Genomic DNA, 25,035 nt, shown 5'->3' with positions numbered 1-25,035 from the left:
GTTTTATGTCTGAAAAACAAAGCCTCCTAGCTATGATGATCCGTGCGAAAGCGGAGTGTCAGTGGAATTGTTTATTGCTAAGTTACGAAGTGTACGCAACAACAAAGTGCAGTAAGTGACACACCATTTCTTATACCCCATTTTTGTTTTTCATCACATTAATCATTTCAGTAATGAGATGCTTCAAAGCCTTTTCGTTTATCAAATTTTCGCGCAACGAAGACTAGCCCATAAACAAGCGGTGTTGCTACAATGGACGCAAAAAATTTAAACAAATACTGTGTTATAAATAATGTCAGTAACACTTTAATTGGCATTATTCCATAAAAGGCTATCGTAATAAACAATGCAGTATCGATGAGTTGACTTAACATCGTAGACGCATTGTTTCGAAGCCAAAGTTTACCGCTTCCATGCTTTTCTTTTAATTTATTGAATATCACTACATCCAAATTAACACTTACCGTATAGGCTACAAGACTTGCAATAATGACACGCATACTGCCGCCGAGAATTGTCTCAAACTCCTGTTGATGAACAAAGGCTTCTGCAGGTGGTAGTGCAATGGCAATCGCGATAAAGCATGCTGCAAACACCTGTGCCATAAGCCCTGTTCTTACCGTGCGAGCGCCCGCTTCCTTGCCATATACTTCACAAATTACATCAATAAGAGGATACGTAAAAATAATTAAAATAGCTGCTGCCGGAAGCATCATCCATTCGCCTATACTAAACACTTTAACAGCTAAAACATTTGCTAAAATTAAAAAACCTACAAACAATCCATTTAAATAGTAAAGCATCAACGATTATCTACCTTTTCTGGATACAGATCGTGGTTCATCAAACGATGCTCCGCCATTTTTTCATATTTTGTGCCAGGGCGACCATAGTTACACCATGGATCAATGGACAGGCCACCACGTGGCGTAAACTTACCCCACACTTCAATATAGCGCGGCTCAATCAGTTTAATTAAATCATTCATGATGATATTAACACAATCCTCATGGAAGTCCCCGTGATTACGGAAGCTAAATAAATAGAGCTTTAAAGATTTACTCTCCACTAGCTTTTTATCTGGAATGAAAGATATATACATAGTCGCAAAGTCAGGCTGCCCTGTCATTGGACAGAGGCTCGTGAATTCTGGGCAATTAAATTTCACAAAAAAATCGTTTTTCGTATGTAAATTGTCAACTGCCTCAAGTATCTCCGGAGAGTATTCAAATAAATACTTTGTGTTTTGGTTACCAAGTAGGGTTAAATTCTGTAATCCTTGTTCTTCATTTCTTCCTGCCATAAAAATGCCTCCTCAAGTTGTGAGAAGTCCATTACGCATTAAATCTAATAAAAAAAAATCGCCATATCCGCATTTTTGGGATATGGCGTAAATGACGTCATCCATAGTTTTTTATAGAGGGTATGCGCTATGAACCTCTTTCTTATTCGCTAGTAATATTAACTTAATGAACGCATTCAGTCAACTAAATTTTTCATAATTTAGCATTGACAAAATATACTGTCGTACTTTACTCTATCCTATCTATGGCGATTCGAAATGCTCCTGTTAATCCAGCATAATTCTAGATGCTATTAACCGTGCAGAATAGTTCCATAAGGATTATTTAAATACCCAATGCTTTTTCGATGTATTTAATTTTATAGAGTAAATCACATCTTGAAGTGAAGACTTTTTGTTTTAACAGCAACAATCTTTAAGAAAACAGTAAATGATGCCAAGCCCATATTGTCTTGGCATTTTTTATTATCCATGTTCATCCTCTTGCGTTGTATAGTCAATGGAATTAGCTATGTCAACTAAAACTTCAGGTGTCACCTTATTTGAAACCATTTTATCAATCCACAGCATGTATTGCCAATCTTCTCTTTCAAAAGCAAGAACATTAAAACCTGATATTTCCATATAAATAGAAGTCATTCCGTTTTTCAACTTGAATGTCTTTACTATATTTTCTTTTTTAGATGGGAACTTAAACTCAATAGGTCGAACCGTTATTTTATAATGATGCTCAGGAAGTTGATGATTAATAAATGTCGCTTCAAAAAAATCATTCATATCATCATCAAGATCATTAAATCGACCAAAATGATGTGTAAAACTAATAGGAGGTACTCGAAGTGGTAGCTTTAGCCCTTGATGAAAGTGCCGTTCAAAATCGGAGGCAGCTGCTTCAACCGTTTTATAGCCTATCTCTGGATAAATTTCTTCATAAGAACTGAGCGAATCATTGATATAGGCATCACTTGGTTGAGAAAATAATAAATAACAGGAACTTAAGCAGAGAGAAAAAATTCTGTCCATTTTATCACCTCAGTATCACTTTACGTGTAGTTTTTCCCAACTCAATGAAATTATGTGTCAAGTTGTATTCTGTTCACAGTTATTTATTCATTTTTCCTACGGATATTTTCCATTAACGCGCGATATAGATAAAGAAAAAAGCAATTGTTCGCGTTAATAAGTTCGAACAATTGCCTTTTTAGTCTAAAAGAGTATATGTGCAACTAATGCCGCGATTGGTAGAGAAATAATCGTACGTATTAAGAAAATAACAACTAGATCAAAAAATTTAAGTGGAATCTTTGTACCTAAAATAAGTCCACCAACTTCAGACATATAAATAAGCTGTGTCACAGAAACGACAGCAATTACAAATCGTGTAGTGTCAGCTTCAATCCCTGCTCCTAAAATTGAAGGTAGGAACATGTCAGCAAAACCAACAACCATCGTTTGTGCTGCCTCAGCTGCTTCCGGTAAACCAAGCACTGTTAAAATAGGTTCAAACGGCTTTCCTAAAAGTGCAAAAATATTAGTGAATTCAGCAAGCATTAAAGCAACCGTACCAAATGCCATAACAACCGGTGCTACACCAACCCATAAATCCAAAACATTTCTAATGCCATCTTTCAAAAATTGACGTGGGTCACGATTTGCATGCGCAACAGTTAAAGCATTTTCTAAGCCATGTGACACAGAATTATAACCTTCTGGTAATTCCTCACGCGATAAATCTACTGGTGTTCCGTCGATATAAGTATCTTCTTTGTTAGCAAGTGGGAAAATTCGTGGCATTACTACCGCTAACACAAGACCACAAAGAACTACTGTTAAGTAATATGGAATAAAATAGCGTGACAAATGCACTGTATCTAATACTACGATACAGAATGTGATAGATACTACCGAGAAGCTCGTTGCAATAATGGCAGACTCTTTTTTCGTGTAGTTCCCCATTTCATATTGCTTACTCGTCATAAGAACACCAATTGTTCCATCCCCAACCCACGATGTAAGTGCATCAACCGATGAGCGACCAGGGCTTTTAAAGAGAGGACGCATGATTTTTACCATCATCGTTCCGAAAAATTCAAGCAAGCCGAAGTTTGTTAGAAACGGTAATAGTAGGCCTGCAAATAAGAAAATCGTGAATAAAAATGTTACTAAACCACCGTCTGGGTTCATTAATAATCCACCAGTATTTTCATTATTAATCGCCGATGGTCCAAAATCAAAGACAACCATTGAGGCAAATACTAAACCAATGACTCTTATAATTGTCCAAAACCAATTGACATAAAATAATGTATCTAAAATACTAGGTTCTTTTGAATTATTTCGCGGAATAAATTTGGCAATGAGTGAACCAATTGCCGAAATCGCAAACATAATTATAGTAAAATAACTAATAACCGGAGCAATAAAACCTGCTAGTAAATTTGCTAAAATAGCAATTGGAACTTTCCATCCATCTTCCGTTAAGACCGGTGTCATAAATAACAGGACACCAATAAGAGACGGAATTATGAAGAAAAAGTATGTAGAAGTAGGATATTTTTTCATCATTTAAAGCCTCATTTCTCTTGGTTTTCGAAGTTCTATATATCAAGCTTGTTAGTTATGGACTGATCAATTTTACCTCGGCATAATTGCGTCCGGAATCGGCCTAATTCCGTGACATCCGCCGGAGGCTTTAACTTCTTTTGTGCGAATGTCTTTTGTACCGAAAGCGTAGCGACAGGTACTGATGTTTGGACACCGGCTGAAAGAAGTTATCCCGCTAAGAAATGTATATCTGCACTTTAATCAGTAGGAATTTTTTTATGCCTCACTGATTATTAGTCTTTACCAATTAGGCATTTACGAGCCGTTAATCTCCCACTCTTTTTACTTTAAGCGAGAGCGTTGTTACCTGAGCTTCTCTTTTTTGTACAGATAAATTACTGTCCGTTAATGCGCGATAAAAATGGGATAAGGATAAAATAAAAAAACATCCCTCTAAAAAGTAATAAAGGAATGCCCAAACATACTTTTTTATAATTAACATCCGCAATGCAAAATTTCTATTCATTAAGTCATAGCTATAAAATATCATAAACCAACAATACATCGGTTAATTCTACAACAAAATGCATTTTTATTCAATCCATAAAAATTTGTTATTATGATAATTCTCTTCTAATTATCCACACTTCTTCTTAGTATCATTCCCTTTCAACAATGCTCAATTTTACATTGTTTAAAAGAAGACCCATTTGGCCTTGCATACTTGCGTCCGGAAGCTTTAAGTTCTCTCAGCAGGTGTCCAAACATCCGCTGAGAGAACTTAAAGTTTGGTGAAACTCTCCATTAATCATATCTATTTTAATTGCCTAAGAGATTTAACCAGCCCTTAATAGGCATACAAATAGACCATACTGTCTTTCATCTCATATGTTAATTATGAACCACAACTTATCAAAACAGGAGGTTTTACCATGCATAGACGTATGCATCATCATCATGCAGGTCCACATTGTTGTCCACCACAGCATTGCCCAACTCAATTTGATCCACCACACTTTTGTCCGCCAGAGGAATTTGTTCGCACTAATTACATCCATACGGTCGTACCTCATGTACAACCAGCACATATTACAACAGTTAACAAACATATAATTGATCATCAATATCATTTCCCATGCACTGAATGTGTAGTGGAAGAATGTTGCGAAACTCATACACTTTGCGAGATGCCACCTGATCCTTGCCATATGCCACATCATCATATGGGACACCATCACCATCACATGGGCCATCATCATATGTGCCATCATATGGATCATCATACGGGCCATCATATGGGTCATCATCATATGGGCTATTAAAAAATATGCGATGAGGTTAGAAATACCTCATCGCTTCATTTTTTTATAGCATACTGCTTACCTAGTTCTATTAGTGATCTCTTAATTTCATAAGAAAAACCGAGCACCTATACTAGGTACTCGGTTACTATTTTTAGTACATTTTTAAATATTGATCGCGTTCCCATTGGTGTACTGTTGTACGATACATGTCAAACTCGATTTCTTTTGCCTCTTTAAAGTTTGCATAGATATGCTCACCTAAAGCTGCTTGCGCTACTTCATCTTGAGCAAGTAATATTAAAGCATCGTCCAGTGCTGCTGGTAAGTTTGCGATACCATTCGCTTTACGCTCTTCATCAGACATCACGTAAATGTTACGGTTAATAGCTGCTGGTGGTGTTAAGCTACGGCGAATACCTTCAAGACCAGCTTCTAAAATAACAGCCATCGCTAAATATGGATTAGCAGATGGGTCCACAGAACGTACTTCTACACGAGTTGAAAGACCACGTGCTGATGGGATACGGATAAGTGGTGAACGATTTTGAGCTGACCATGCTACATAACATGGTGCTTCATAACCCGGTACAAGACGTTTATAAGAGTTAACCGTAGGGTTTGTCACAGCTGTGAAACCTTGAACGTGAGCAAGGACACCTGCCATGAATTGCATCGCTGTTTCAGAAAGACCTAGTTCAGTAGATTCATCGTAGAATGAATTCTCTTTACCTTTAAATAATGAAACGTTGAAGTGCATACCAGAGCCAGCTTCACCGAATAATGGTTTTGGCATAAATGTAGCATGTAAACCGTGTTTACGAGCAATTGTTTTAACAACTAATTTAAACGTTTGGATATTGTCACAAGCTGTAATTGCATCTGCATATTTAAAATCAATTTCGTGTTGTCCTGGAGCTACCTCATGGTGAGATGCTTCAATTTCGAAGCCCATTTCTTCTAGCTCTAATACGATATCACGACGGCAGTTTTCGCCAAGATCAGTTGGTGCTAAGTCGAAGTAACCACCGTGGTCATTTACTTCTAGTGTCGGTTCACCTTTGGCATCTAATTTAAATAAGAAGAATTCTGGCTCAGGCCCTAAATTGAAGCTTGTGAAGCCCATGTCTTCCATTTTCTTAAGGATACGTTTTAAGTTGTTTCGTGGGTCACCAGCAAATGGCTCGCCTTTAGCAGTGAATACATCACAGATGAAACGTGCTACTTTCCCTTTTTCAGAAGTCCAAGGGAACACTACGAAAGTATCCAAGTCAGGATATAAATACATATCTGATTCTTCGATACGTACGAAGCCCTCAATAGATGAGCCATCAAACATCATTTTGTTTTCTAGAGCTTTGTCTAATTGGCTTACAGGAATCTCAACATTTTTGATTGTGCCAAGAATATCTGTAAATTGTAGACGTATAAAGCTTACGTTTTTTTCCTCGATTAGACGTTTAATGTCCTCTTTTGTGTATTTACCCACAGTTTTCCACACTCCTATAAAATGTCTAGCTTTTTTATCATTACCCTACCCTATTAATAAAGTAATTAATGATGTTGCTTTTTATTAATAGAATCGAGATAAATCCCCACGACGGATGGATGATTTTTGCATGCGCTGCGCTTGAAGCATTTCCTCACGCATGATGCGACGTAATTCTGAGTCACTTAAATTAGGTTCATCTGTTGAAACAGGTTCATTCTTTTTAGCGAACAGCTTTTTAATTTTTGCCATGTTCATACCCTGTTCCAAGTAATCTTTTATTTCTAGCAATGCATCGACGTCATTTAATGAAAACATTCGACGGTTGCCTTCTGTTCGGTGCGGCTCAATTAAATGGTGTTCTTCATAATAACGAATCTGACGTGCCGACAGCTCGGTCAATTGCATTACGATATTCATTGATAATAACGGCATAGTTCGTCTAATTTCACGACTCATTTAAGTCCCCTCCAATACCTGCTAATAATATAACGAAAAATTTACACTGTCAACCGCTCATGTGAGGTTTCCTAACATGAGTTAAAAAATTTTTTTCGAAATTGTAAAAAACTAAAATTATTATCCTAACGTGGAGATTGATTTCCGTTCCGACTTGGCGCTTTTCCTGGGGCGGCCGATGTCCAATTCACTTAATTACATTTCTACGTTTTAACAAATGAAATCTTCAACTTTTCATCTATAAATAAAAAACTATTCAAAATAGAAATTTTGAATAGTTTTTTCTCTACTTATTTTTGGATTTTTTGAACAGCACTACAAATTGCAAATTTTACGTGTTCGTATGTTAACCCACCTTGAATAAATGCTGTAAATGGCGGACGAATAGGACCGTCTGCTGTAAGCTCAATACTAGAACCTTGAATGAATGTTCCAGCTGCCATGATGACATCATCCTCATAGCCAGGCATATAAGCAGGCTCTGGTGCATAATGCGCATTAATTGGTGAATTCGCTTGAATTTCACGGCAAAAAGCAATCATTTGTTCCGCAGTTTGGAAAGAAACCGATTGAATTAAATCTGTACGATTAGCATCATAGCTCGGTGATGTATTCATACCAATTTCTCCTAGTATAGCAGCCGTGAAAATCGCACCTTTTAAAGCTTGAGATACAACATGTGGTGCAAGGAAAAATCCTTGATAGAAATCACCAAGCGTATTTAATGTTGCTCCTGCTTCAGCACCTATACCTGGTGATGTCATACGATAAGCACATTTTTCTACTAAATCTGCACGGCCAGCAATGTAACCTCCAATTTTCGCTAAGCCTCCGCCTGGATTTTTAATGAGTGAGCCTGCAATTAAATCAGCCCCAACCTCTGTCGGTTCCTGTGCCTCAACAAATTCACCGTAGCAATTATCAACGAAAATAACTGCATCCGGTGCTAATTCACGGATTTTTGCACACATGACTGTAATTTGCGAAATGGTAAATGATGGGCGTGTTGCATAGCCCTTCGAACGTTGGATAGCAATCATTTTTGTGTTTGGTGTAATTGCAGCTGCAACACCTTCCCAATCGATCGCTTGATTATCGATTAAATCTACATGGCTATAACCGATTTTATAATCTTTTAAAGAGCCAGTATCTTTATCGCCACCATCAACTATTGATTGCAATGTATCATAAGGCTGACCCGAAATATAAAGTAATTCATCACCCGGACGTAGTACTCCGAATAAGCTAAGTGTAATTGCATGTGTACCAGAAATAATTTGCGGACGTACAATGGCAGCTTCCGCTCCAAAGACCTCTGCATAAACTCGTTCTAGATTGTCACGCCCCTCATCATCATAGCCATAACCATTAGACGGGTGCAGATGATAGTCACTTACTTGATGCTTTCGGAACGCGGCAAGCACTTTTTGTTGATTGAAGAACGCCATGTCTTCTACCTTTGCATGAAAAGGGCGTACCTTTTCTTCTATTTTAGCAGCTAATGCTAGTGTTTCTTCTGATAAATTGGTTGTAAAAGTCATACTGTTCTTCTCCATTTCACATTTGTTCAAATCTTATCTTAACAATTTGTGAGCTTGCCTGCAAAGCTTGCTAATTGCATTAGGCACTAAGATCAATTATGACTCGGCATAATTGCGTGACATCCAACGAAGGCTTTCATTTCTTTTTAGCTATCCTTTTGCGACAGGCACAGGGTGTTTGGATACCTTGAAGTAACTTAAATCCGCATTCATCTCATCCACCTATAGTGCTGGGATATTTCTGTTGAAAAGAAGTAGTTACGAACTTAAAGTTTTAATTCTGCTATAATAAAATATTTAGTATCTGATAATTCCAAATCATAAGTCGATGCTTTTTTTTTGCGAAAACTTGTAGATACAGTAACTAATCTACAACAACATAAAATGATTTATTCACATAAGGGGTGAAAGGGTTGGCTTGGGAGGTTTTTAGTATCATTGGCACAATTGCCTTCGCAATTTCCGGGGCAATAATTGCAATGGAGGAAGAATACGATTTATTCGGTGTATATATACTCGGTATCGTAACTGCTTTTGGTGGTGGAGCTATACGAAACTTACTTATAGGTTTACCTGTAACAACACTGTGGGGGCAGGATAGAATGTTCCAAATTGCCATTGCAGCTATTACGCTCTTTTTTTTATTTCCACATCGACTCATTCAACATTGGCATCGTTGGGGCAATGTCACTGATGCTATTGGATTATCGGCATTTGCGATTCAAGGTGCCCTTTATGCTGTGAAGCTCGACATGCCTATTAGTGCCGTTATTGTTGCTGCTGTCTTAACAGGGTCAGGCGGTGGAATTATTCGTGATTTATTAGCTAGACGACAACCATTAGTCCTCCGCGATGAAATCTATGGTGTTTGGGCAGCATTAGCCGGGCTTATCATAGGACTTCAACTATTTTCAGGGGATATCTTTTTATATGTATTATTTGGTGTGATCACAGTACTAAGAATACTTTCATATATAAAGAAATGGCGTTTACCGTTACGGAAGTTGAATCGAGCATAGATATACTGTTGCATATTTAAAGCCCAAATCTGATATTTGGGCTTTAATTTTTAAATTCATTCTTTCTTAGCGGTTCTATTCAACGACTTTGGCTGTTCTATCCACGATTTTGACGGTTCTATCCACGATTTTGACGGTTCTATCCACGATTTTGACGGTTCTATCCACGACTTCGGCTGTTCTATCCACGATTTTGACGGTTCTATCCATGACTTCGTTTATCACACACCGTGATCCGCGTAATAAAGTTACTTTTTCAACAGCAACATTGCTTCTTCTAAAGTAGCCATATTTTTCATCATAGAGCACGCTGCGTCCAAAATAGGAAAGGCTAAAGCTGTACCAGAGCCCTCCCCCAATCGCATATTCATCTGCAACATCGGTTCAACTCCGAGCATTTCAGCGGCAATTTTTGCACCTGGTTCTTCAGAGGCATGCGAAGGAATGATATAGTCTTTTACGTTAGGTTCAAGTTCGTAAGCGATAAGGGCAGCGATGGTAGAAATAAAACCATCAATAACAACAGGTTTACGATGTGCAGCGGCAGCAAGTATCACCCCAGCCATAGCGCCTATTTCTAATCCACCGACTTTTCCAAGAATATCTATAGCATCATCACGATTTGGTTTATTTAATGCAATAGCATCATAAATGACTTGTACTTTATGCGCTATCCCGCCTGGTCCAACACCTGCACCGAAGCCTGTCACTTCATTCGGATGACATTCACGAAGAACCGATAATATGGCAGCACTCGGTGTTGTATTACCAATACCCATTTCACCTGTCCCGAGTACATTTATCCCATTTTTTATTTCTTCTGTAGCTACTTCAATTCCTACTTCAATAGATTGAATGGCTTCTTCCCTTGACATAGCAGGGCCCTTTGCCATATTGTCCGTGCCATATTTAATTTTTTTTACGATAACACCAGCATCATGTGGAATATCTTCTTTTACACCAACGTCAACTGTGACAATTTTAGCATCTGTGATTTTTGCGATGGCACAGACACCAGTTCCTCCTCTAGGAAAATTTAATGTTTGAAAGACTGTTACATTTTGTGGATTAGATGTCACCCCTTCATCACAAACACCATGATCTGCGGCACAGACAATAATTGCTTTATTATCAATCGCAGGAAATAGTTCGCCTGTAATTCCGGATAGTTGCACAGCAAGGGCCTCCAGTTTCCCCAAGCTTCTAGGCGGCTTGCAAAGTGCATCTATGCGTTCTCTTGCCTTCTCCATCATTATGTAGTCAGCACTTTGAATGTTTTGAATCGTCTGTTGTAATAATTGCATGAAAATTTCCCCTTTCTTTTTTGCCCTTGTAACTTGAAGAATGATTTATAGAAAAAATAAAAAGCCTGTAGTTTATTCCATAACAAATAAACTACAGACTTTTCCATCGTCTATATAACCGAAGCAGATAGGCAGGTCTCCTGGCTCAATTTCAACATTTCATAGAACCTTCCCAGAACGATGCTAGTGGCATTCTCTATGAAACTCTCTTTTACAGTGGTGGGACCGCTAAAGCTTTTCACTTTATTCCCTATTCTCCCGCAATGGGCACCTAATGCTCTTATGCAATTACTTTAAATCTACGTCAAAGTAGTTTTTGTGTCAATACATTAGTGAAATTGTATATTTCTTGCCAACTTTTCTGAGTCCGACTTTCCAAGTGACTCAACAATCAACCGGGACAAGAAAGCGAATATTATATCTCATACCTTTAAATAATAAATCGACACGTATATACGCGGTTTCACTTGGTAATGTAAACGTATCTGATAACCGCGTCCAATCAACTGTCCCTGTAATTGGAGCCGATAAGAATTTTTGAAAATATAAGAAAAATCAATTTGTACTTTTAAGAAGATAGCTTAAAGGCTACTCTTTACTGAAGGCATCTGAGCTTTTTCGTCACCCTTAGCCTAAATGATTGCAAAAAAAAATAAAATGAAGGTTGTTTTATTCCCCCTCTTAATCACTTTATTTATATGAGTGTGAGAAATCGTTGATAACAAGGTTCGTGGATAACCTTAATCAACGACATCCACTAGTCTCACATCTCAAATAACTTTTAGGAGGAAATAATAATGGCTTCATGTTCTCAATCTGATTTAACTGCTGCGACAATCCCAAATGTGGTACCATCTTTAAAATTATACGGTAAAGCAAGTAATAATCAACGTTTCTTCTTGTCTGATAATCCAGAAACTATTAGTAGCTCTGTTCCATTTACTAATGGTTTTGCAACGCTTTGGGCTGATACTGCATCTGGATTACAGAGTGTAACTTATCGAATGTTTGTTTGGCATCTAAATAACACAGGTGCGACTATCAAGTTTGGTGTTACCATTGGTAATGGTTCAAGTGGCAGTACTTATCAAGTCTCTGGTGTTAAAGACTGTGTCGAGACTATTACCAACTTTGTAGCTCATGGGAAATGTGCCGCAAAAGCTTTACTCGGAAATACATTAACGCCTAGTTCTCCGGTTGATAGTTCCATTGCAGCGGGGAAAGTTGGATTAGTTAAAGAATGGAAAGTACCAAATGGTTATTTGGTGGGTGGAATTATTGAGTTTACGTTATCGTCTAGTTCTCCAATGTCTTATAAAGTCAGAACAGTAGCTGCTAAAAGTACTACTGCCGATCTTCGTAGTAATCAAAATGCAGTTGTGTCACCAGTTGGAACTCATCCGCGTGGTTCTTGGAACTTTTCCAATATCGACGGCTATGGTACTTCAGATGGTGCTGCTGCTCTATATACTGTTGGAGACGGCAATAAAAGTTTCTCTATAAATAATGGCATTAATGACAACTTAATGACTAAAGACACTAGCTATATGCCTAGCGAAGCTGTAGCAACTAATAAGGGGCATTATGGTGTTATTTATAAGGCGAATATCACTTTCAAAAACCCAACTCAAGCCGATAAGGCATTAAAGGTCTATTTGACAGGTCGTGGAGGTTCATATGGCGGCGCTGTACGTTGGAACAATGGTCCAACTTACGGTGTTCCTACACTGGCTTCCAATACCCAAGGTGTTCGGATTGCTACATTTACTATACCTAAAGGAACTAGTGTTACACATTCAGTCTATACTTCTACAGCTGGCTCGCTTAACACCCCAGCGGCGATACTGATTACAGAGTAATTTAAAGAATTTCTCGTTAAATAAAGGAACCCTGTACTTATCGCAAATTCTCCGATGAGCTACAGGGTTCTCTACATATCATAATATAATATTCATTCGAAACATCTTGGAACGTAAAACCAGGGAAAACGGTATAACTGCTTAATTGGGTATTACTAATTATTTGAGCTTTATCTATTCAAAAAAGAATAAAGAGCTGCGTATGCCACTCAATGATCTTTAATTAACGCACCCCCTTAGGTTTGTATATGTTATTAATCATATTTTACTAAAAGTTAAACAAGCCTACGATATTCCCCACCACAATAAACGAAATACTTCCCAACCCTAAAAAACATACATTAAAACACTTTCTTTTGAAAAAGTTCGAACTTTCATGAATTCTTTACCGGCATCATAAAAAGAATAAACAACGACTGGTAATATTAATGCCATCGCTAACCAATGTTTCCACTCCCCATCATTCCAGGAAAGCTTCCATAATGCATCATAAATTGGTAACATAATTGCAAATAAAAAACCCTGTATATATTTCTTGATGTATCTCTCCACACCTATCCTCACTCGTCACCTCATAATTTTAAAACACTTAAAAGTTATCGTATTTATTCAGGTGTTTTCCTATCTAAATTTTTTAAGTGTAAATCAAGTCTTAAAAGTGCTATTCAACAATTTTCCTTTTTTATAGTCGCAACTAGGAAAAGGTCGGATAATTTTTTTACAACAGTTAGTTTATTTTCAATTATCGTTTCAGTCTCTTCACCGTATTCATGATCTAATAAATAGACAGGAGGATTATTTCCTTCATGTATATTTATTGCGTATGGATTTCCAATACCTATTTCTAACCCGATACAAATATAACCGTTTTTATGTACTGCGCATCCTGGAACATATAATAAACATTCTTTACTAATACTCTCTGGATTCAAGAATTCTATTCGCAATTCAGCTTCTTCATCTAGAGGAACTACCAATTTACTATCACACACTTCTACCGTAGTCATTAGTTCTATCAACCACTCTGGAAGTTTAATATCTAGTTTTTCATTTAGGTCATTTATTTCTCTAACTGTGGCTATCCTAGTGGATGTTCCAGACCTTTGAATCATTTCTTTAGCATTTGTAATTACTTCATTCACCAACGTGACTCCTCCATACAATTGGGAATATTCACCTCTTGAACTAACGCTATTTCTATGTACCTTATACATTCACATACAGCCAGCTATTGCATCTCGTTAGTAAAAAATTTCTTTCCATTATCCTCTAATGAAAAAAATTTTTGATTTAAAATATCCATTTAAAAAATGTATAAACTCCAACCAATGCAAAAATAAATATTAAAATTATGATTGAAAGACAACCAAAAATAATCCAGTTATGTTCACCCTCTATTGAAGCATCTGGTTCCTCTACTAATTTTTCTTTTACTTTATTGATAGATAAAAGTGCTGGGTCTAAATCCAGTCCTTTTAAAAGTTCAATATCACCTTTATACTTTAAAGCTCTTGCTATATTATTAATGTCATTTCCCATAGAGCTTTCAAATTCAATACACGCATGTACCATTTTTGGAGTCTTATTCTTTTCTAAATACCAGTATCGACCAGCCATTGCAGGATATTTTAACTCAAAATAAATGTCTCCCAACTTTTTACGGAGTTCTAATTCATTAGGAAAGGTTGCTATTAACCCGTGTAATCTATCCCTTGCTTTCCCTAAATCATCATTTAATATCCTCTTCTATTCGTTTTAAAGTCTTTGAAATTTTCTTTTCAATAAAAAACACCCTCTTATGTCCTAATTCTTTACTCTTATTATTTTTCGATAGTATACTGCATGGTTAGTAAAAAACGTCTCCACTTGTTGGCGAAACGTTCCCACTCTAATTTCTTTCCTTAGAATACTTGGCCTATCAAATCTTAACAATGTATGGCCTTATTATATATGTAATTTTTTCCTCATCAACTAAACTGTAAAATTTTTCACAAGATAACCATCGATATTAACATAAATATCCAAATCAGGTGCAATTACTGAGCAAGAAGTAAAAGGGTGATACATATTATATATGACTAATATGTATCACCCTTTATATTTTATGATTTTTACAATTTAAGTCTTGATAATGCGTTCGAAGTTTAATCGACCATTATTTAAATTCTAACTCTCCATCATAAGCAAGCATGCCGCCTTCAAGGTTTGTTACGTCAAAGCCTTGAGCTTCTAGGTATGCACAAGCATTTGCTGAACGACCGCCTGCCTTGCAAACGATAATGTATGGCTTAGTAGCATCTAATTCACCTAAACGCTCTGGGATTGTCCCAAGAGCAATGTGCTGCGCACCGGGAATCATGCCTTGTGCTACTTCATCATCTTCACGAACATCAATAATGTATAGATCTTCGTTCGCATCTAATAGTCCTAATATTTCTGTTGTTTCCATAGTTTTCATCTGTGTAGTCCTCCAATATGTCGATTTCCTCTTACATTATAGCCTGTGGGCAAAAAAACAGCTAGTGTCATGAACACTAACTGTTTTACTCTCATGTTTCTATTCTTCTGTTTCTAAAAAATCTACTTGCTTTGCTGGAACAAATGTAGAAATAGCGTGTTTGTAAATAAGATGTTGCTTGCTTTCAGCATCTAGTAATAAAACTGTAAAATTATCATAGGATTTCACAGTTCCTTTTAACTGAAATCCGTTTAACAAAAACACAGTTACAAAAACATTATTTTTACGTAGATGGTTTAAGAATGTATCTTGCAAGTTAATTGATTTCATCAAATATGCCTCCCTATGCTCTCTTTCTACCTCTTCATTCCTATAGTAGCATGTTCTACCAATTTAGCAATTAGTAATTTTTAGGAATTAATTAAAGTTTTCGCCATTATTAACAAAATATACATCCATTTTGTTGCGGAAGTATGTTAGCTGTCTTTTCGCATAGCGGCGAGAATTTTGCTTTAAGCTGTCAATGGCTTCTTCTAAAGAACATCTTCCATCAAGGAAATCATATAGTTCTTTGTAGCCGATTGCTTGGATTGACTGTACACCTCGTATATTTTGCTGCCATAGGCCTTTTACTTCTTCTAAAAGTCCTTTTTCCATCATTATATCAACACGGCGGTTAATACAATCATAGAGCACCTCACGTGACATATTTTGCCCAAGCCCTATTATCACATGATTGTAAAGTGGGACTTCTCCACGATTTTGTGCTTCGGATGCCTTTGAAACGCCACTAAGCTCAATCATCTCTAACGCACGTATAACACGGCGAGTATTATTTGGATGAATCGTCTCTGCTGTTTGTGGATCAAGTTTTTTAAGCTTAGCATGCATTGCCTCTGGACCTAATTTCTCCAGTTCTGCATAATAGGCTTTTCGTGCCACCTCATCTACCTGCTCCTCTGTAAATTGAAAATCATAGAGTACTGCCTGCACATATAAACCTGAGCCCCCTACAATAATCGGTAGCTTACCGCACGCTTGAATTTCTGCAATTTTAGCTCGCACTAATTTTTGATAGTCTGCTACTGAAAAAGACTCTGTTGGCTCTTTGAAGCTTAGTAAATGATGGGGTACACCCTCCATCTCTTCCTCCGTAATTTTCGCTGTCCCAATATCTAATCCTCGATAGATTTGCATGGAGTCACCGTTGATGATTTCGCCATTATATTTTTTTGCTAACTCAATGCTTAGTGCCGTTTTCCCAGAAGCAGTTGGCCCTACGATTGCTACGACCTCTGCCTGCTGTAGTTTATCTTGTATCATATTTTTCTAACCACCGTAATAAAACTTGATAGACTGCCTCTTGATTGTCCTCGTTTAGGATTTCATGGCGCTTATCCTCAAATAAGTAAACCGTGACATCCTGTATGCCCGCTTCTGCCAATTGTTGTGCTACAACGTAAACACCTTGGCTTTGTTCTCCGACCGGATCCTTACTACCACTTATTAATAATATAGGTAAGTCTTTTTTTGTTTTTGCTATCTCTTTTTTACGATTTAACGACATAAAACCTGTTGTTAAATCTACAAAAAATTGGTTTGTTGGAATAAAGCCGCAATACGGATCATCTATATATTTTTGTACCTCGTCTTCCGCTGAACATAACCAGTCATACGCAGTCTTTGAATTCGGGAACTGTTTATTAAAACTACCAAAGCTCAGCTTATTTAATAACTTGCTCTCCGTATCTTTACCAAGTTGTTTGGCCAATATTTTTGCTACTAAATTTCCCATCGTATGCAATGTTGTAACGTTTCCTGTTCCACAAAGAATGACATTATCCACTTGATCGCTGTACAATTGAATATATCTTCTAGTAATGAATGATCCCATACTATGACCAAATAAAATCAAAGGTGCATCTGTAAATTGTTCATGCAATATTGTTACTACTTCATGTACATCCTCCACGACGCGATCGAACCCATTTTCTTCAGCGAAAAAACCTAGTGTGCCATTATAGGCTGCTGTTTCTCCATGCCCTCGATGATCATGCATTGTCACTGCATATCCAGCTTCATTTAGGCTATTTGCAAATTTAACATAACGTCCACTATGCTCCGCCATACCATGTAAAATATGAATATGACCAATACATGGCTTCGATGGCTTTAATGTCCGAGTAAACAAAAAATGGCCATCTGACATTTCAATATAACGCATTGCCTACACTCCTTCCTCCGCAAAATTTGTTGCATCTACAATAGCTTGCTCTAGTTGTGCGACATAAGTATTTCTTTGTGACTCTGTATAGTTAAAATGTTGTTGCATAACTTGAATGACCTGCTGTTTATAACGTTTTACCGCATCAATATCGAAGTATAATAAGCCTGTTCGACGGATAAAGAAATCACTTGGTGTGTACACCATTTCCGCTTCTATACCATAAAGTAGTATGGCATGTAAGGCTAAGGGCATCGAACTTCCATGTTCATGCAAATATTTCACCTGGTTATATAATGCATCAACATTCGTGCCATATTTTTGTACAAGCTGTTTTGCTTCATCATAATTTAGACCATACTGAACGCCCTCTTTAGCTTTATAAGTACAATAATCAGTGAAATTAATGGCATTAATGCCTTTTGCACCAGAAAGTGATAACTCGCGTGTTACACATGGACTTGCATGCTTATATTTATGTGTTTTCACAATTTTATCAACGATTGTCTCTGCCATTTGACGGTAGCCCGTTAGTTTGCCACCCGCAATCGTCATTAGTCCACTCGGAGCCGTCCATATCTCATCTTTGCGTGAAATTTCCGATGGATCCTTGCCTTTTTCAAAAATAAGTGGACGCACACCTGCCCATGACGATTCAATCGTATCTCTTGAAATATTTGCCGTTGGAAAGACGGTTTTTGCAGCAGCGATTAAATAATCAACATCCTCTTGGGTAGCGACGGGATGTACAGGGTCTCCCTCGTAAACTGTATCTGTTGTCCCTACATAGGCTTTACCATCACGTGGAATAGCAAAGGCCATACGCCCATCCACTATATCAAAGTAGACTGCTTGTCGTAATGGAAAATCCTTTTGATCAAGGACAATATGGACTCCTTTTGTGAGACGTAATTGCTTTTTGTCTGCTACTTTATCTTTTTGGCGAACCTCGTCCACCCAAGGTCCAGTTGCATTAACAATTTGCGCAGCATGTACTTCAATCGTTTTCCCTGTAACATGATCCTTCACTTGTGCCCCAACAAGCTTTTTCTTCTCATATAAAAATTCTGTCATCTCCGCATAATTTAGACAAAGCGCCCCATATTCAACAGCTTTTTTCAGCACTTCAATTGTCAGACGGGCATCATCTGTACGATATTCTACGTAGTAGCCACCACCAATAAGCTCATCTCGATTGAGTAAAGGCTCTAGCGCTGCCGTTTCCTGAGCGTTTAACATTGTTCTACGTTCATGCTTTTTAACACCTGCTAATCGATCATATACCTTCAGTGCCATTGATGTTGTAAATGGTCCAAGAGAGCCCTTCTTATATAATGGTAGTAGCATCTTTTCAGGTGTTGTCACGTGGACAGCATTGTCATATACAATTTCACGCTCACGCCCAACCTCAGCTACTACACCTACTTCAAGTTGCTTTAAATAACGAAGTCCACCATGAATAAGCTTTGTTGAACGGCTTGATGTGCCAGCAGAAAAATCCTGCTTCTCAATCAAAGCGACTGATAGCCCTCTAGATGCTGCATCAAGTGCAATGCCAGCACCAGTAATGCCGCCACCAATGACTAAAACGTCAAAGCTATATTGCTCTAAAAACTGCATAATTTTAGGACGATGTTCAAATGAAAACATAACTTTTTCCCCCATTAGCTATAATTTAAAAATACGTGTAACCTCTACTGCGTATGCAAGCCTGTATAACTAGCAATAACTTTAAACATAGAAATTCTAATATCATTTGTATAGCTCATCACCATAACGTGTGGTTGATTTCCGTTCCGACTGTGCGCTTTCCTGGGGGCGTCCGATGAGCCGCTTCGCTTCGCTGCAGGGTCTCGGGCCAACAGGATGTTGGTCACGAAGGCGTTATCACAGGACGTGATGCTTTTAGCCTTCGTTCCTCTATATCGCTAATCCCCAAGGAGTCGCCCAGTCTCCACTCCAATCAACTTATATAAATGGCATACATTTTAACAAATGTGAACTGTTGTTCTAGGCGTTACATCTACATTACCCGTTTAAACATTTTTTCCACTTCATACGTTGTAAAATGTATCAACACTGGACGTCCGTGTGGACAAGTAAATGGATTGTCGGCATTGCGTAAATCTAGCAGTAACGTATCCATTTGCTCTTTCGTTAAATAATGATTGGCCTTTATCGACTTTTTGCAGCTCATCATAATCGCTGCCGCCTCACGTAATTTTTTGACGTCCGCCTTTTTAGTTGTCAGTACCTGTTCAATTAAGTTCTCAATAATTTCTTGTTCTTCTCCCTTAGGGAACCAGCTAGGATGCTCCCTCACTACAAATGAAGCCTGTCCAAATTCCTCTAAAAATACGCCAACAGCTTCTAACTCCTGACTATTTTCTCTTAGTATAAGAGCTTCGTCAGCAGCATAATGGAAGGTCAATGGAAGCAATAAAGCTTGACGCTCATTTGGGTTCACCTGACCGACCTTTTCACGGAAAAATTCATATTTAATACGCTCCTGAGCAGCATGCTGATCAATTAAATAAAAGCCATCCTCCATTTGTGCAACAATATACGTGCCGTGAATTTGCCCTACCACCTCAAGCGCAGGGAACGGTTCTTTAGCAGGATCATCCTCTAGTATTTCCACTAGCTCCTCTAGCTTCACTTCTTCAGGAGGATTCTCCATCACTGCTGTCGGTTGCCAGCTATCTTCAATGGCAGTAGGAACGGATTCAGGTTGTGGCACTATAGGATCTATTGTGTTCGATTCCTGCACTGTTTGCACATCATAAAGTTTTTCTACAATAGCATTCATTTTCTCCACATTAAGCTTTGGTGCTGGTTTCCAAATATTTAACTGCTCCGTCGCAGGCTTTACCACTTTTTCCTTCTTTTCCATTAGCGGTACCCGAATAACATTGCGGATTTTCTCTCGTATTGTTTCTTCAATTAGCTTAAGAAGCTCAGGCTCCTTACTTAAACGTATTTGGTGTTTGGCAGGATGAACATTGACATCCGTTAAATAAGGATCACCCTCTATATAGAGCGCGACAATCGGAAAACGTTCAATTGGCAAATACGTATGATAGGCGTCGACAATCGCTTTTTGTACCAAATAATGCTTCACCCAGCGACCATTTACAAACAAAGACATATAGTTTTTCGAAGCTCGAGTCACCTCAGGTAGTGATACGAAGCCAGAAATTTTATAATCATGTGATTCTCCATTGAATGACACCATTTTTTTCGCATTATGCACACCGTAAATGGCAGCTAATACTTGTTGTACGTCACCTCGTCCATTTGTTTGTAACAACTGCTGACCGTTATGCAATAATCTAAACGCAATTTGTGGATTTCCGAGTGCAAGACGGTTCATCAGATCAATTGTATGCCCAAGTTCGGTCTGTATTGTTTTCATATATTTTAATCGAGCAGGTGTATTGAAAAATAGCTGTGCCACTGTAATATCTGTTCCCTTGCGCAAAGGGCCAGGTTTATGTGTAGCAATATGCCCACCCTCAAGCTCTAAATACGTTCCTGATTCACCATTAGATGTAATAAGCGTCATTTTTGACACCGATGCAATGGAAGCTAAGGCCTCACCACGGAACCCGAGGGTACGAATACGAAATAAATCGTGTTCTTGATGAATTTTACTAGTCGCATGGCGAGAGAATGATATTAATGCATCCTCTTCATCCATACCACTACCATTATCAATTAGTTGAATTGAAGTGAGGCCCGCTTCTAGTAAAAAAACATCAATGGACGTACTTCCTGCATCAATGGCATTTTCAACAAGCTCTTTAACTACAGAGGCCGGTCTCTCAACTACTTCCCCTGCCGCGATTTTATTGGACAGCCACTCGTCCATAATTTGTATTTTTCCCATAGCGTATCACTCCTTTACTTTTTTGCGTTTACTAGTTGCTGCTGTAATTCGTATAAAATATTCATCGCTTGCATTGGTGAAGTGCCCAGAATATTTACTTTTTCTAGGTTTTTAAGCACTTCTGACTCTGCCGGAGAGATTGGTTCTCCCTCCGTAAATAGTGACATTTGCACTGGCTTTTCAATAACTTCCTGTACCACGGCTACTTTGTTTTCAGCTTCGTTTCCGGCCTCGAAGTTTTCAAGCAATACTTGTGCTCTTGTTAAAATTTCCTCTGGCAATTGTGCAAGCTGTGCTACATGAATTCCGTAAGATTTATCGGCAGCACCCTTTTTCACCTTATGCAAAAAGACAACCGTGCCATTTTTTTCAGTAGCAGATACGTGTACATTTTGCAGTCGAGGAAGCTCCTTTTCGAGTGCCGTTAATTCATGATAGTGAGTTGAAAACAGTGTATTTGCCCCAATTTTGTCATGGATGTATTCCATCATAGATTGGGCAAGGCTCATACCATCATAAGTAGAGGTCCCACGACCAATTTCATCAAACAGCATTAAACTATTTTTTGTAGCATGCGTAATGGCATGCTGAGATTCTAGCATCTCCACCATAAATGTTGATTGTCCCGCAGCTAAATCATCCGCTGCACCGATGCGTGTAAAGATCTGATCTGTAATTGGTAATCTAGCTTTTTCAGCAGGCACATAACAGCCCATTTGCGCCATGACAACAATTAGTGCAACTTGACGCATATACGTACTTTTACCGGACATATTCGGACCTGTAATAAGCATCATATTGTTATTTTCCTCAAGTACACAATCGTTTGGTACATACATTTGCTTATTAAGCATCTTTTCAACAACCGGATGGCGTCCTTCAATAATTTCTAGCGAACGTCCGCCATGAAACTCCGGCTTCGTAAAACGATATTTCTCTGAAACACTTGCGAAGCTTAATAGCACATCTAGCTCACTAATGCTCGCTGCTAACGCTTGGACACGTGGAATAAACGCCTTCAATTCATCACGTATTTTCACAAATAAGTTATACTCTAACGTTAAACTCTCTTCCTCAGCATTTAAAATTAATGCTTCTTTTTCTTTAAGCTCTTGTGTAATATAACGCTCGGCATTGGCCAAAGTTTGCTTACGTTCATAACGTGTTAAATCTGCTAAATGGATATTAGACTTCGTAATTTCAATATAGTAGCCGAAAATTCGATTGTAGCCGATTTTTAAGTTTTTAATGCCCGTTTTCGTCCGTTCCTCTTGCTCTAGCTGTGCAATCCAATCCTTCCCATTACGAGAAGCATAGCGTAATTCATCTAAGCGTGCATCATAGTCATCGCGAATGACGTCACCCTCTTTAATTGTAATTGGTGGATTGTCTGTAATAGCACGCGCTAATAGTGCCTCTACATCTGCACACGTATCAAGCGCCGCGCCTAGCTTTTGCAATGTTTCTTTATCGGTATCAAGTAATTGCTGCTGAATGGCAGGTACTTGACGCAATGAATCACGTAGCTGCGCTAAATCTCGTCCACCAACATTACCAAAAGCTACACGTCCAGCTAAACGCTCTAAATCATATACTTGTTTTAAAGAGGCTTGTAGCTCTGTTCTTACAAAGTATTCCTCTAATAAATCAGTGACGTATGCTAGTCTTTCTTCAATGGCAGCGCGTGAAGCAAGAGGTTGGTGTAACCATTGCTTTAACTTGCGTCCCCCCATTGCTGTCACTGTATCATCTAACAACCATAAAAGTGTGCCCTTTTGATCGCCACCGCGAATAGATTGAATAAGCTCTAAATTACGCTTAGAGCTAGAGTCAATACGTAAATAATTTTTCATTTCATTGTAAGTAAATGCTTGAATATGTGATAATGAACGCATTTGTGTTTTATCGATATAAGCGAGCAAACGAAGGCAAGCAATTTGTAAATCATTTGGCACCGCATCTAAATAATGTGCGGCTTTAGCCATTGTCATTTCATCTGTTCCAATAGAAAGGACGATACCCGCGTTTACTGCATACTCTGCTAATAGAAGCTGCAAACTTTCCGTTACAATTAATTCACGAATACCGTATGCCTGCATTTGCAATAAAAGTGCCTTACCGTCGCCCTCAATCGAGGAGGCTACTGCTTCACCTGTAGATAAATCTAAATAAGCGTAGCCAAATGTCATATCGTCAAATTGCTCCGCAGCACCAATAAAATGATTGGTTTTACCATCAAGCGACTTACCTTCCATGATCGTTCCTGGTGTAATAAGCTGAACAACTTCACGTTTTACTACACCCTTTGCTTGCTTCGGATCTTCTGTTTGCTCACAAACAGCAACCTTATAGCCCTTTTGCACAAGAGTTTCAATATAATTTTTTGCCGAATGATGTGGAACGCCACACATTGGAATACGCTCTTTTGCACCCGCATCTCGGCTCGTTAATGTAATTTCTAAAAGTTGAGAGGCATTAATAGCGTCCTCAAAAAACATCTCGTAAAAGTCGCCTAATCTAAAAAATAAAAAGGCATCCTTGTAATCTTCCTTTACCTGCAAATACTGTTGCATCATTGGTGTATATGTTGTCATTTTAAAAATTCCCTCGCTCTAACCATTTAGATATTTTTATTATAACAAAAGATACATGCGAAACGCTTAATTCACCTTTTTTTAAGATGCTAGCGCTTCGCATGTATAGAATGTTTAGTATTATCTTTGTCTTTCATCAGGAAACGATGAGGACTCTAAAACATACCTGCCTTCTTCACTGGAGCTAGACGATGAGCTGGAACTGGAGCTAGATGAAGACGATGAGGAGCTCTCATCAAAACTCCATTCCTCTTCGAAATCTAGTGGATGTACACTAATGCAAATCGTCGTTTCTCCCATTACCTCTACAACTACTTCACGTTCTACTACGATTTCAAACTTCGTACCACATGGAGAGATAATTGCCTCTATGCAGTTTGGCTCTTGAATAACACGTACACGAACATCATCACCAGCACTCACTTCGCCTTCTCTAAAAGAAAGCTTCACTTTGTCTTTATAGTGTACCGTTTCAGAAAACACTGCTGTTTTCGAATGACTACTATAGGCATACCATACATTGACATCAAATTTCCCCGATACTTCTACAAATTTACCGACTTTTTTCGCGGAGCAAGTATGATTGATAACCCAGCAACCGAGAATACTCGTCGGTTTATTCGATGGACTTAATGTTACACGGTCTTCCGTTCTTTTCTTCCCTTTGGCAACTACTGCTCTCGTCACGATTTGTCGTAAACGTTTCAGCGCAATTCCTCCTTTGATTCTTTTCACTCCATCATATGCAGGTAGCGCCTATTGGGTGAACATATATTTTTATAGAATCGAATTACTGACTTTTTCATACTATGTTGTCTGAAATGCGCTAATTTCCAAGAGTATTATGCAATTATGCCTCGGCATAATTGCCGCTGTCGCTTTGCTTTCGTTTCAAAGAACATTTGCAACGCGTCCGGAATCGGCTTTGTACTTAGTCCTGCATCAGGGTCTACACAATGTCGGTCATTTCGGTAATACCAATGAACGTGGCGTTCTTAAACTGAGTTCCTCTATTTCAGAAGATGTCTTTTGTCCCGAAAGCGTACTACAG

The 25,035-nt window shown here is 38.2% G+C and carries 22 protein-coding genes, 1 pseudogene and 1 riboswitch; of the genes and pseudogenes, 3 read left to right on the top strand and 20 right to left on the bottom strand.

All coding sequences use genetic code 11. The annotated features are described in order from the left end of the window. Nucleotides 1-167 precede the first annotated feature (167 nt). The 4 genes from ACIQZA_RS02095 to ACIQZA_RS02080 all read right to left on the bottom strand — a co-directional run bounded on the left by ACIQZA_RS02095 (nucleotide 168) and on the right by ACIQZA_RS02080 (nucleotide 3,865). On the bottom strand, nucleotides 168-803 hold the full coding sequence (locus ACIQZA_RS02095; RefSeq protein WP_142507623.1) for a queuosine precursor transporter: 636 nt from the start codon (nucleotides 801-803) through the stop codon (nucleotides 168-170). Beyond that, nucleotides 803-1,303, bottom strand: a complete 501-nt coding sequence (gene queF, locus ACIQZA_RS02090; RefSeq protein ID WP_132363257.1) for a preQ(1) synthase — start codon at nucleotides 1,301-1,303, stop codon at nucleotides 803-805. The genes ACIQZA_RS02095 and queF overlap by 1 nt, the downstream gene beginning before the upstream one ends. Nucleotides 1,304-1,768: 465 nt before the next feature. Further along, a complete protein-coding gene (locus tag ACIQZA_RS02085) occupies nucleotides 1,769-2,326 on the bottom strand; it encodes a hypothetical protein (RefSeq protein WP_402880003.1) in 558 nt (185 codons plus the stop codon). A 183-nt stretch (nucleotides 2,327-2,509) separates the two neighbouring features. Further along, nucleotides 2,510-3,865, bottom strand: coding sequence for a YjiH family protein (locus ACIQZA_RS02080; RefSeq protein ID WP_142507624.1), 1,356 nt, complete (start codon nucleotides 3,863-3,865; stop codon nucleotides 2,510-2,512). A gap of 914 nt (nucleotides 3,866-4,779) precedes the next feature. Here ACIQZA_RS02080 and ACIQZA_RS02075 point away from each other — a divergent pair. Continuing rightward, on the top strand, nucleotides 4,780-5,169 hold the full coding sequence (locus ACIQZA_RS02075) for a CotD family spore coat protein (RefSeq protein WP_402880005.1): 390 nt from the start codon (nucleotides 4,780-4,782) through the stop codon (nucleotides 5,167-5,169). A gap of 133 nt (nucleotides 5,170-5,302) precedes the next feature. Here the strand turns inward: ACIQZA_RS02075 and glnA are convergent, their stop codons facing one another. The 3 genes from glnA to ACIQZA_RS02060 form a co-directional block, all read right to left on the bottom strand. Next, nucleotides 5,303-6,637, bottom strand: a complete 1,335-nt coding sequence (gene glnA / locus ACIQZA_RS02070) for a type I glutamate--ammonia ligase (RefSeq protein ID WP_142507362.1) — start codon at nucleotides 6,635-6,637, stop codon at nucleotides 5,303-5,305. A gap of 84 nt (nucleotides 6,638-6,721) precedes the next feature. Beyond that, nucleotides 6,722-7,096 carry a MerR family transcriptional regulator gene (locus tag ACIQZA_RS02065; RefSeq protein WP_142507363.1) on the bottom strand — a complete coding sequence of 125 codons (375 nt, stop codon included), beginning with the start codon at nucleotides 7,094-7,096 and terminating at the stop codon, nucleotides 6,722-6,724. A gap of 290 nt (nucleotides 7,097-7,386) precedes the next feature. Further along, a complete protein-coding gene (locus ACIQZA_RS02060) occupies nucleotides 7,387-8,637 on the bottom strand; it encodes a methionine gamma-lyase family protein (protein WP_400934463.1) in 1,251 nt (416 codons plus the stop codon). A gap of 413 nt (nucleotides 8,638-9,050) precedes the next feature. On the opposite strand from ACIQZA_RS02060, the gene ACIQZA_RS02055 reads away from it, so the two are divergent. Beyond that, entirely contained in the window at nucleotides 9,051-9,656 is a 606-nt protein-coding gene (locus ACIQZA_RS02055) for a trimeric intracellular cation channel family protein (RefSeq protein ID WP_400934462.1), read from the top strand. A gap of 75 nt (nucleotides 9,657-9,731) precedes the next feature. Here ACIQZA_RS02055 and ACIQZA_RS02050 read toward each other — a convergent pair whose 3' ends face one another. Both ACIQZA_RS02050 and cobT read right to left on the bottom strand, forming a co-directional pair. Further along, complete coding sequence (locus tag ACIQZA_RS02050; protein WP_402880008.1) at nucleotides 9,732-9,881, bottom strand: hypothetical protein; 150 nt, start codon at nucleotides 9,879-9,881, stop codon at nucleotides 9,732-9,734. 23 nt (nucleotides 9,882-9,904) lie between these two features. Further along, nucleotides 9,905-10,960, bottom strand: a complete 1,056-nt coding sequence (gene cobT, locus ACIQZA_RS02045; protein WP_400934459.1) for a nicotinate-nucleotide--dimethylbenzimidazole phosphoribosyltransferase — start codon at nucleotides 10,958-10,960, stop codon at nucleotides 9,905-9,907. 113 nt (nucleotides 10,961-11,073) lie between these two features. After that, nucleotides 11,074-11,251, bottom strand: a riboswitch (cobalamin riboswitch). 506 nt (nucleotides 11,252-11,757) lie between these two features. On the opposite strand from cobT, the gene ACIQZA_RS02040 reads away from it, so the two are divergent. Next, nucleotides 11,758-12,819, top strand: a complete 1,062-nt coding sequence (locus ACIQZA_RS02040; RefSeq protein WP_400934458.1) for a hypothetical protein — start codon at nucleotides 11,758-11,760, stop codon at nucleotides 12,817-12,819. A gap of 327 nt (nucleotides 12,820-13,146) precedes the next feature. On the opposite strand, the gene ACIQZA_RS02035 is transcribed toward ACIQZA_RS02040, so the two are convergent. From ACIQZA_RS02035 to cotE, 11 genes and pseudogenes are all read right to left on the bottom strand, one after another. Further along, nucleotides 13,147-13,371: a hypothetical protein gene (locus ACIQZA_RS02035; protein ID WP_400934456.1), complete on the bottom strand. Its 225-nt coding sequence runs from the start codon at nucleotides 13,369-13,371 to the stop codon at nucleotides 13,147-13,149. Between the two features lie 113 nt (nucleotides 13,372-13,484). Continuing rightward, a complete protein-coding gene (locus ACIQZA_RS02030; RefSeq protein WP_400934455.1) occupies nucleotides 13,485-13,961 on the bottom strand; it encodes an SMI1/KNR4 family protein in 477 nt (158 codons plus the stop codon). 148 nt (nucleotides 13,962-14,109) lie between these two features. Next, nucleotides 14,110-14,602 (bottom strand): annotated as a pseudogene (locus ACIQZA_RS02025) (DUF6584 family protein). Nucleotides 14,603-14,974: 372 nt separating this feature from the next. Continuing rightward, nucleotides 14,975-15,277 carry a rhodanese-like domain-containing protein gene (locus tag ACIQZA_RS02020; protein ID WP_142507375.1) on the bottom strand — a complete coding sequence of 101 codons (303 nt, stop codon included), beginning with the start codon at nucleotides 15,275-15,277 and terminating at the stop codon, nucleotides 14,975-14,977. A 99-nt stretch (nucleotides 15,278-15,376) separates the two neighbouring features. Next, nucleotides 15,377-15,607: an RNA chaperone Hfq gene (hfq, locus tag ACIQZA_RS02015; protein ID WP_049668557.1), complete on the bottom strand. Its 231-nt coding sequence runs from the start codon at nucleotides 15,605-15,607 to the stop codon at nucleotides 15,377-15,379. Between the two features lie 87 nt (nucleotides 15,608-15,694). Beyond that, nucleotides 15,695-16,600: a tRNA (adenosine(37)-N6)-dimethylallyltransferase MiaA gene (gene miaA, locus ACIQZA_RS02010; protein ID WP_402880010.1), complete on the bottom strand. Its 906-nt coding sequence runs from the start codon at nucleotides 16,598-16,600 to the stop codon at nucleotides 15,695-15,697. Then, on the bottom strand, nucleotides 16,587-17,501 hold the full coding sequence (locus ACIQZA_RS02005) for an alpha/beta fold hydrolase (protein ID WP_400934453.1): 915 nt from the start codon (nucleotides 17,499-17,501) through the stop codon (nucleotides 16,587-16,589). The genes miaA and ACIQZA_RS02005 overlap by 14 nt, the downstream gene beginning before the upstream one ends. Nucleotides 17,502-17,504: 3 nt before the next feature. After that, nucleotides 17,505-19,151, bottom strand: coding sequence for a glycerol-3-phosphate dehydrogenase/oxidase (locus tag ACIQZA_RS02000; protein WP_400934452.1), 1,647 nt, complete (start codon nucleotides 19,149-19,151; stop codon nucleotides 17,505-17,507). A 373-nt stretch (nucleotides 19,152-19,524) separates the two neighbouring features. Continuing rightward, complete coding sequence (gene mutL / locus ACIQZA_RS01995) at nucleotides 19,525-21,390, bottom strand: DNA mismatch repair endonuclease MutL (RefSeq protein ID WP_400934451.1); 1,866 nt, start codon at nucleotides 21,388-21,390, stop codon at nucleotides 19,525-19,527. A gap of 14 nt (nucleotides 21,391-21,404) precedes the next feature. Beyond that, entirely contained in the window at nucleotides 21,405-23,984 is a 2,580-nt protein-coding gene (gene mutS, locus ACIQZA_RS01990; protein WP_402880013.1) for a DNA mismatch repair protein MutS, read from the bottom strand. Between the two features lie 120 nt (nucleotides 23,985-24,104). After that, nucleotides 24,105-24,719: an outer spore coat protein CotE gene (gene cotE / locus ACIQZA_RS01985; RefSeq protein WP_400934449.1), complete on the bottom strand. Its 615-nt coding sequence runs from the start codon at nucleotides 24,717-24,719 to the stop codon at nucleotides 24,105-24,107. Between the last annotated feature and the right edge of the window lie 316 nt (nucleotides 24,720-25,035).

It is taken from the genome of Lysinibacillus sp. NPDC096382 (assembly GCF_044762845.1).
In the GTDB taxonomy this organism is placed as follows: Bacteria; Bacillota; Bacilli; order Bacillales_A; family Planococcaceae; genus Lysinibacillus.
Note: the sequence above shows the minus strand (reverse complement) of the source record. Positions and strands in the feature narration are given on the sequence as shown.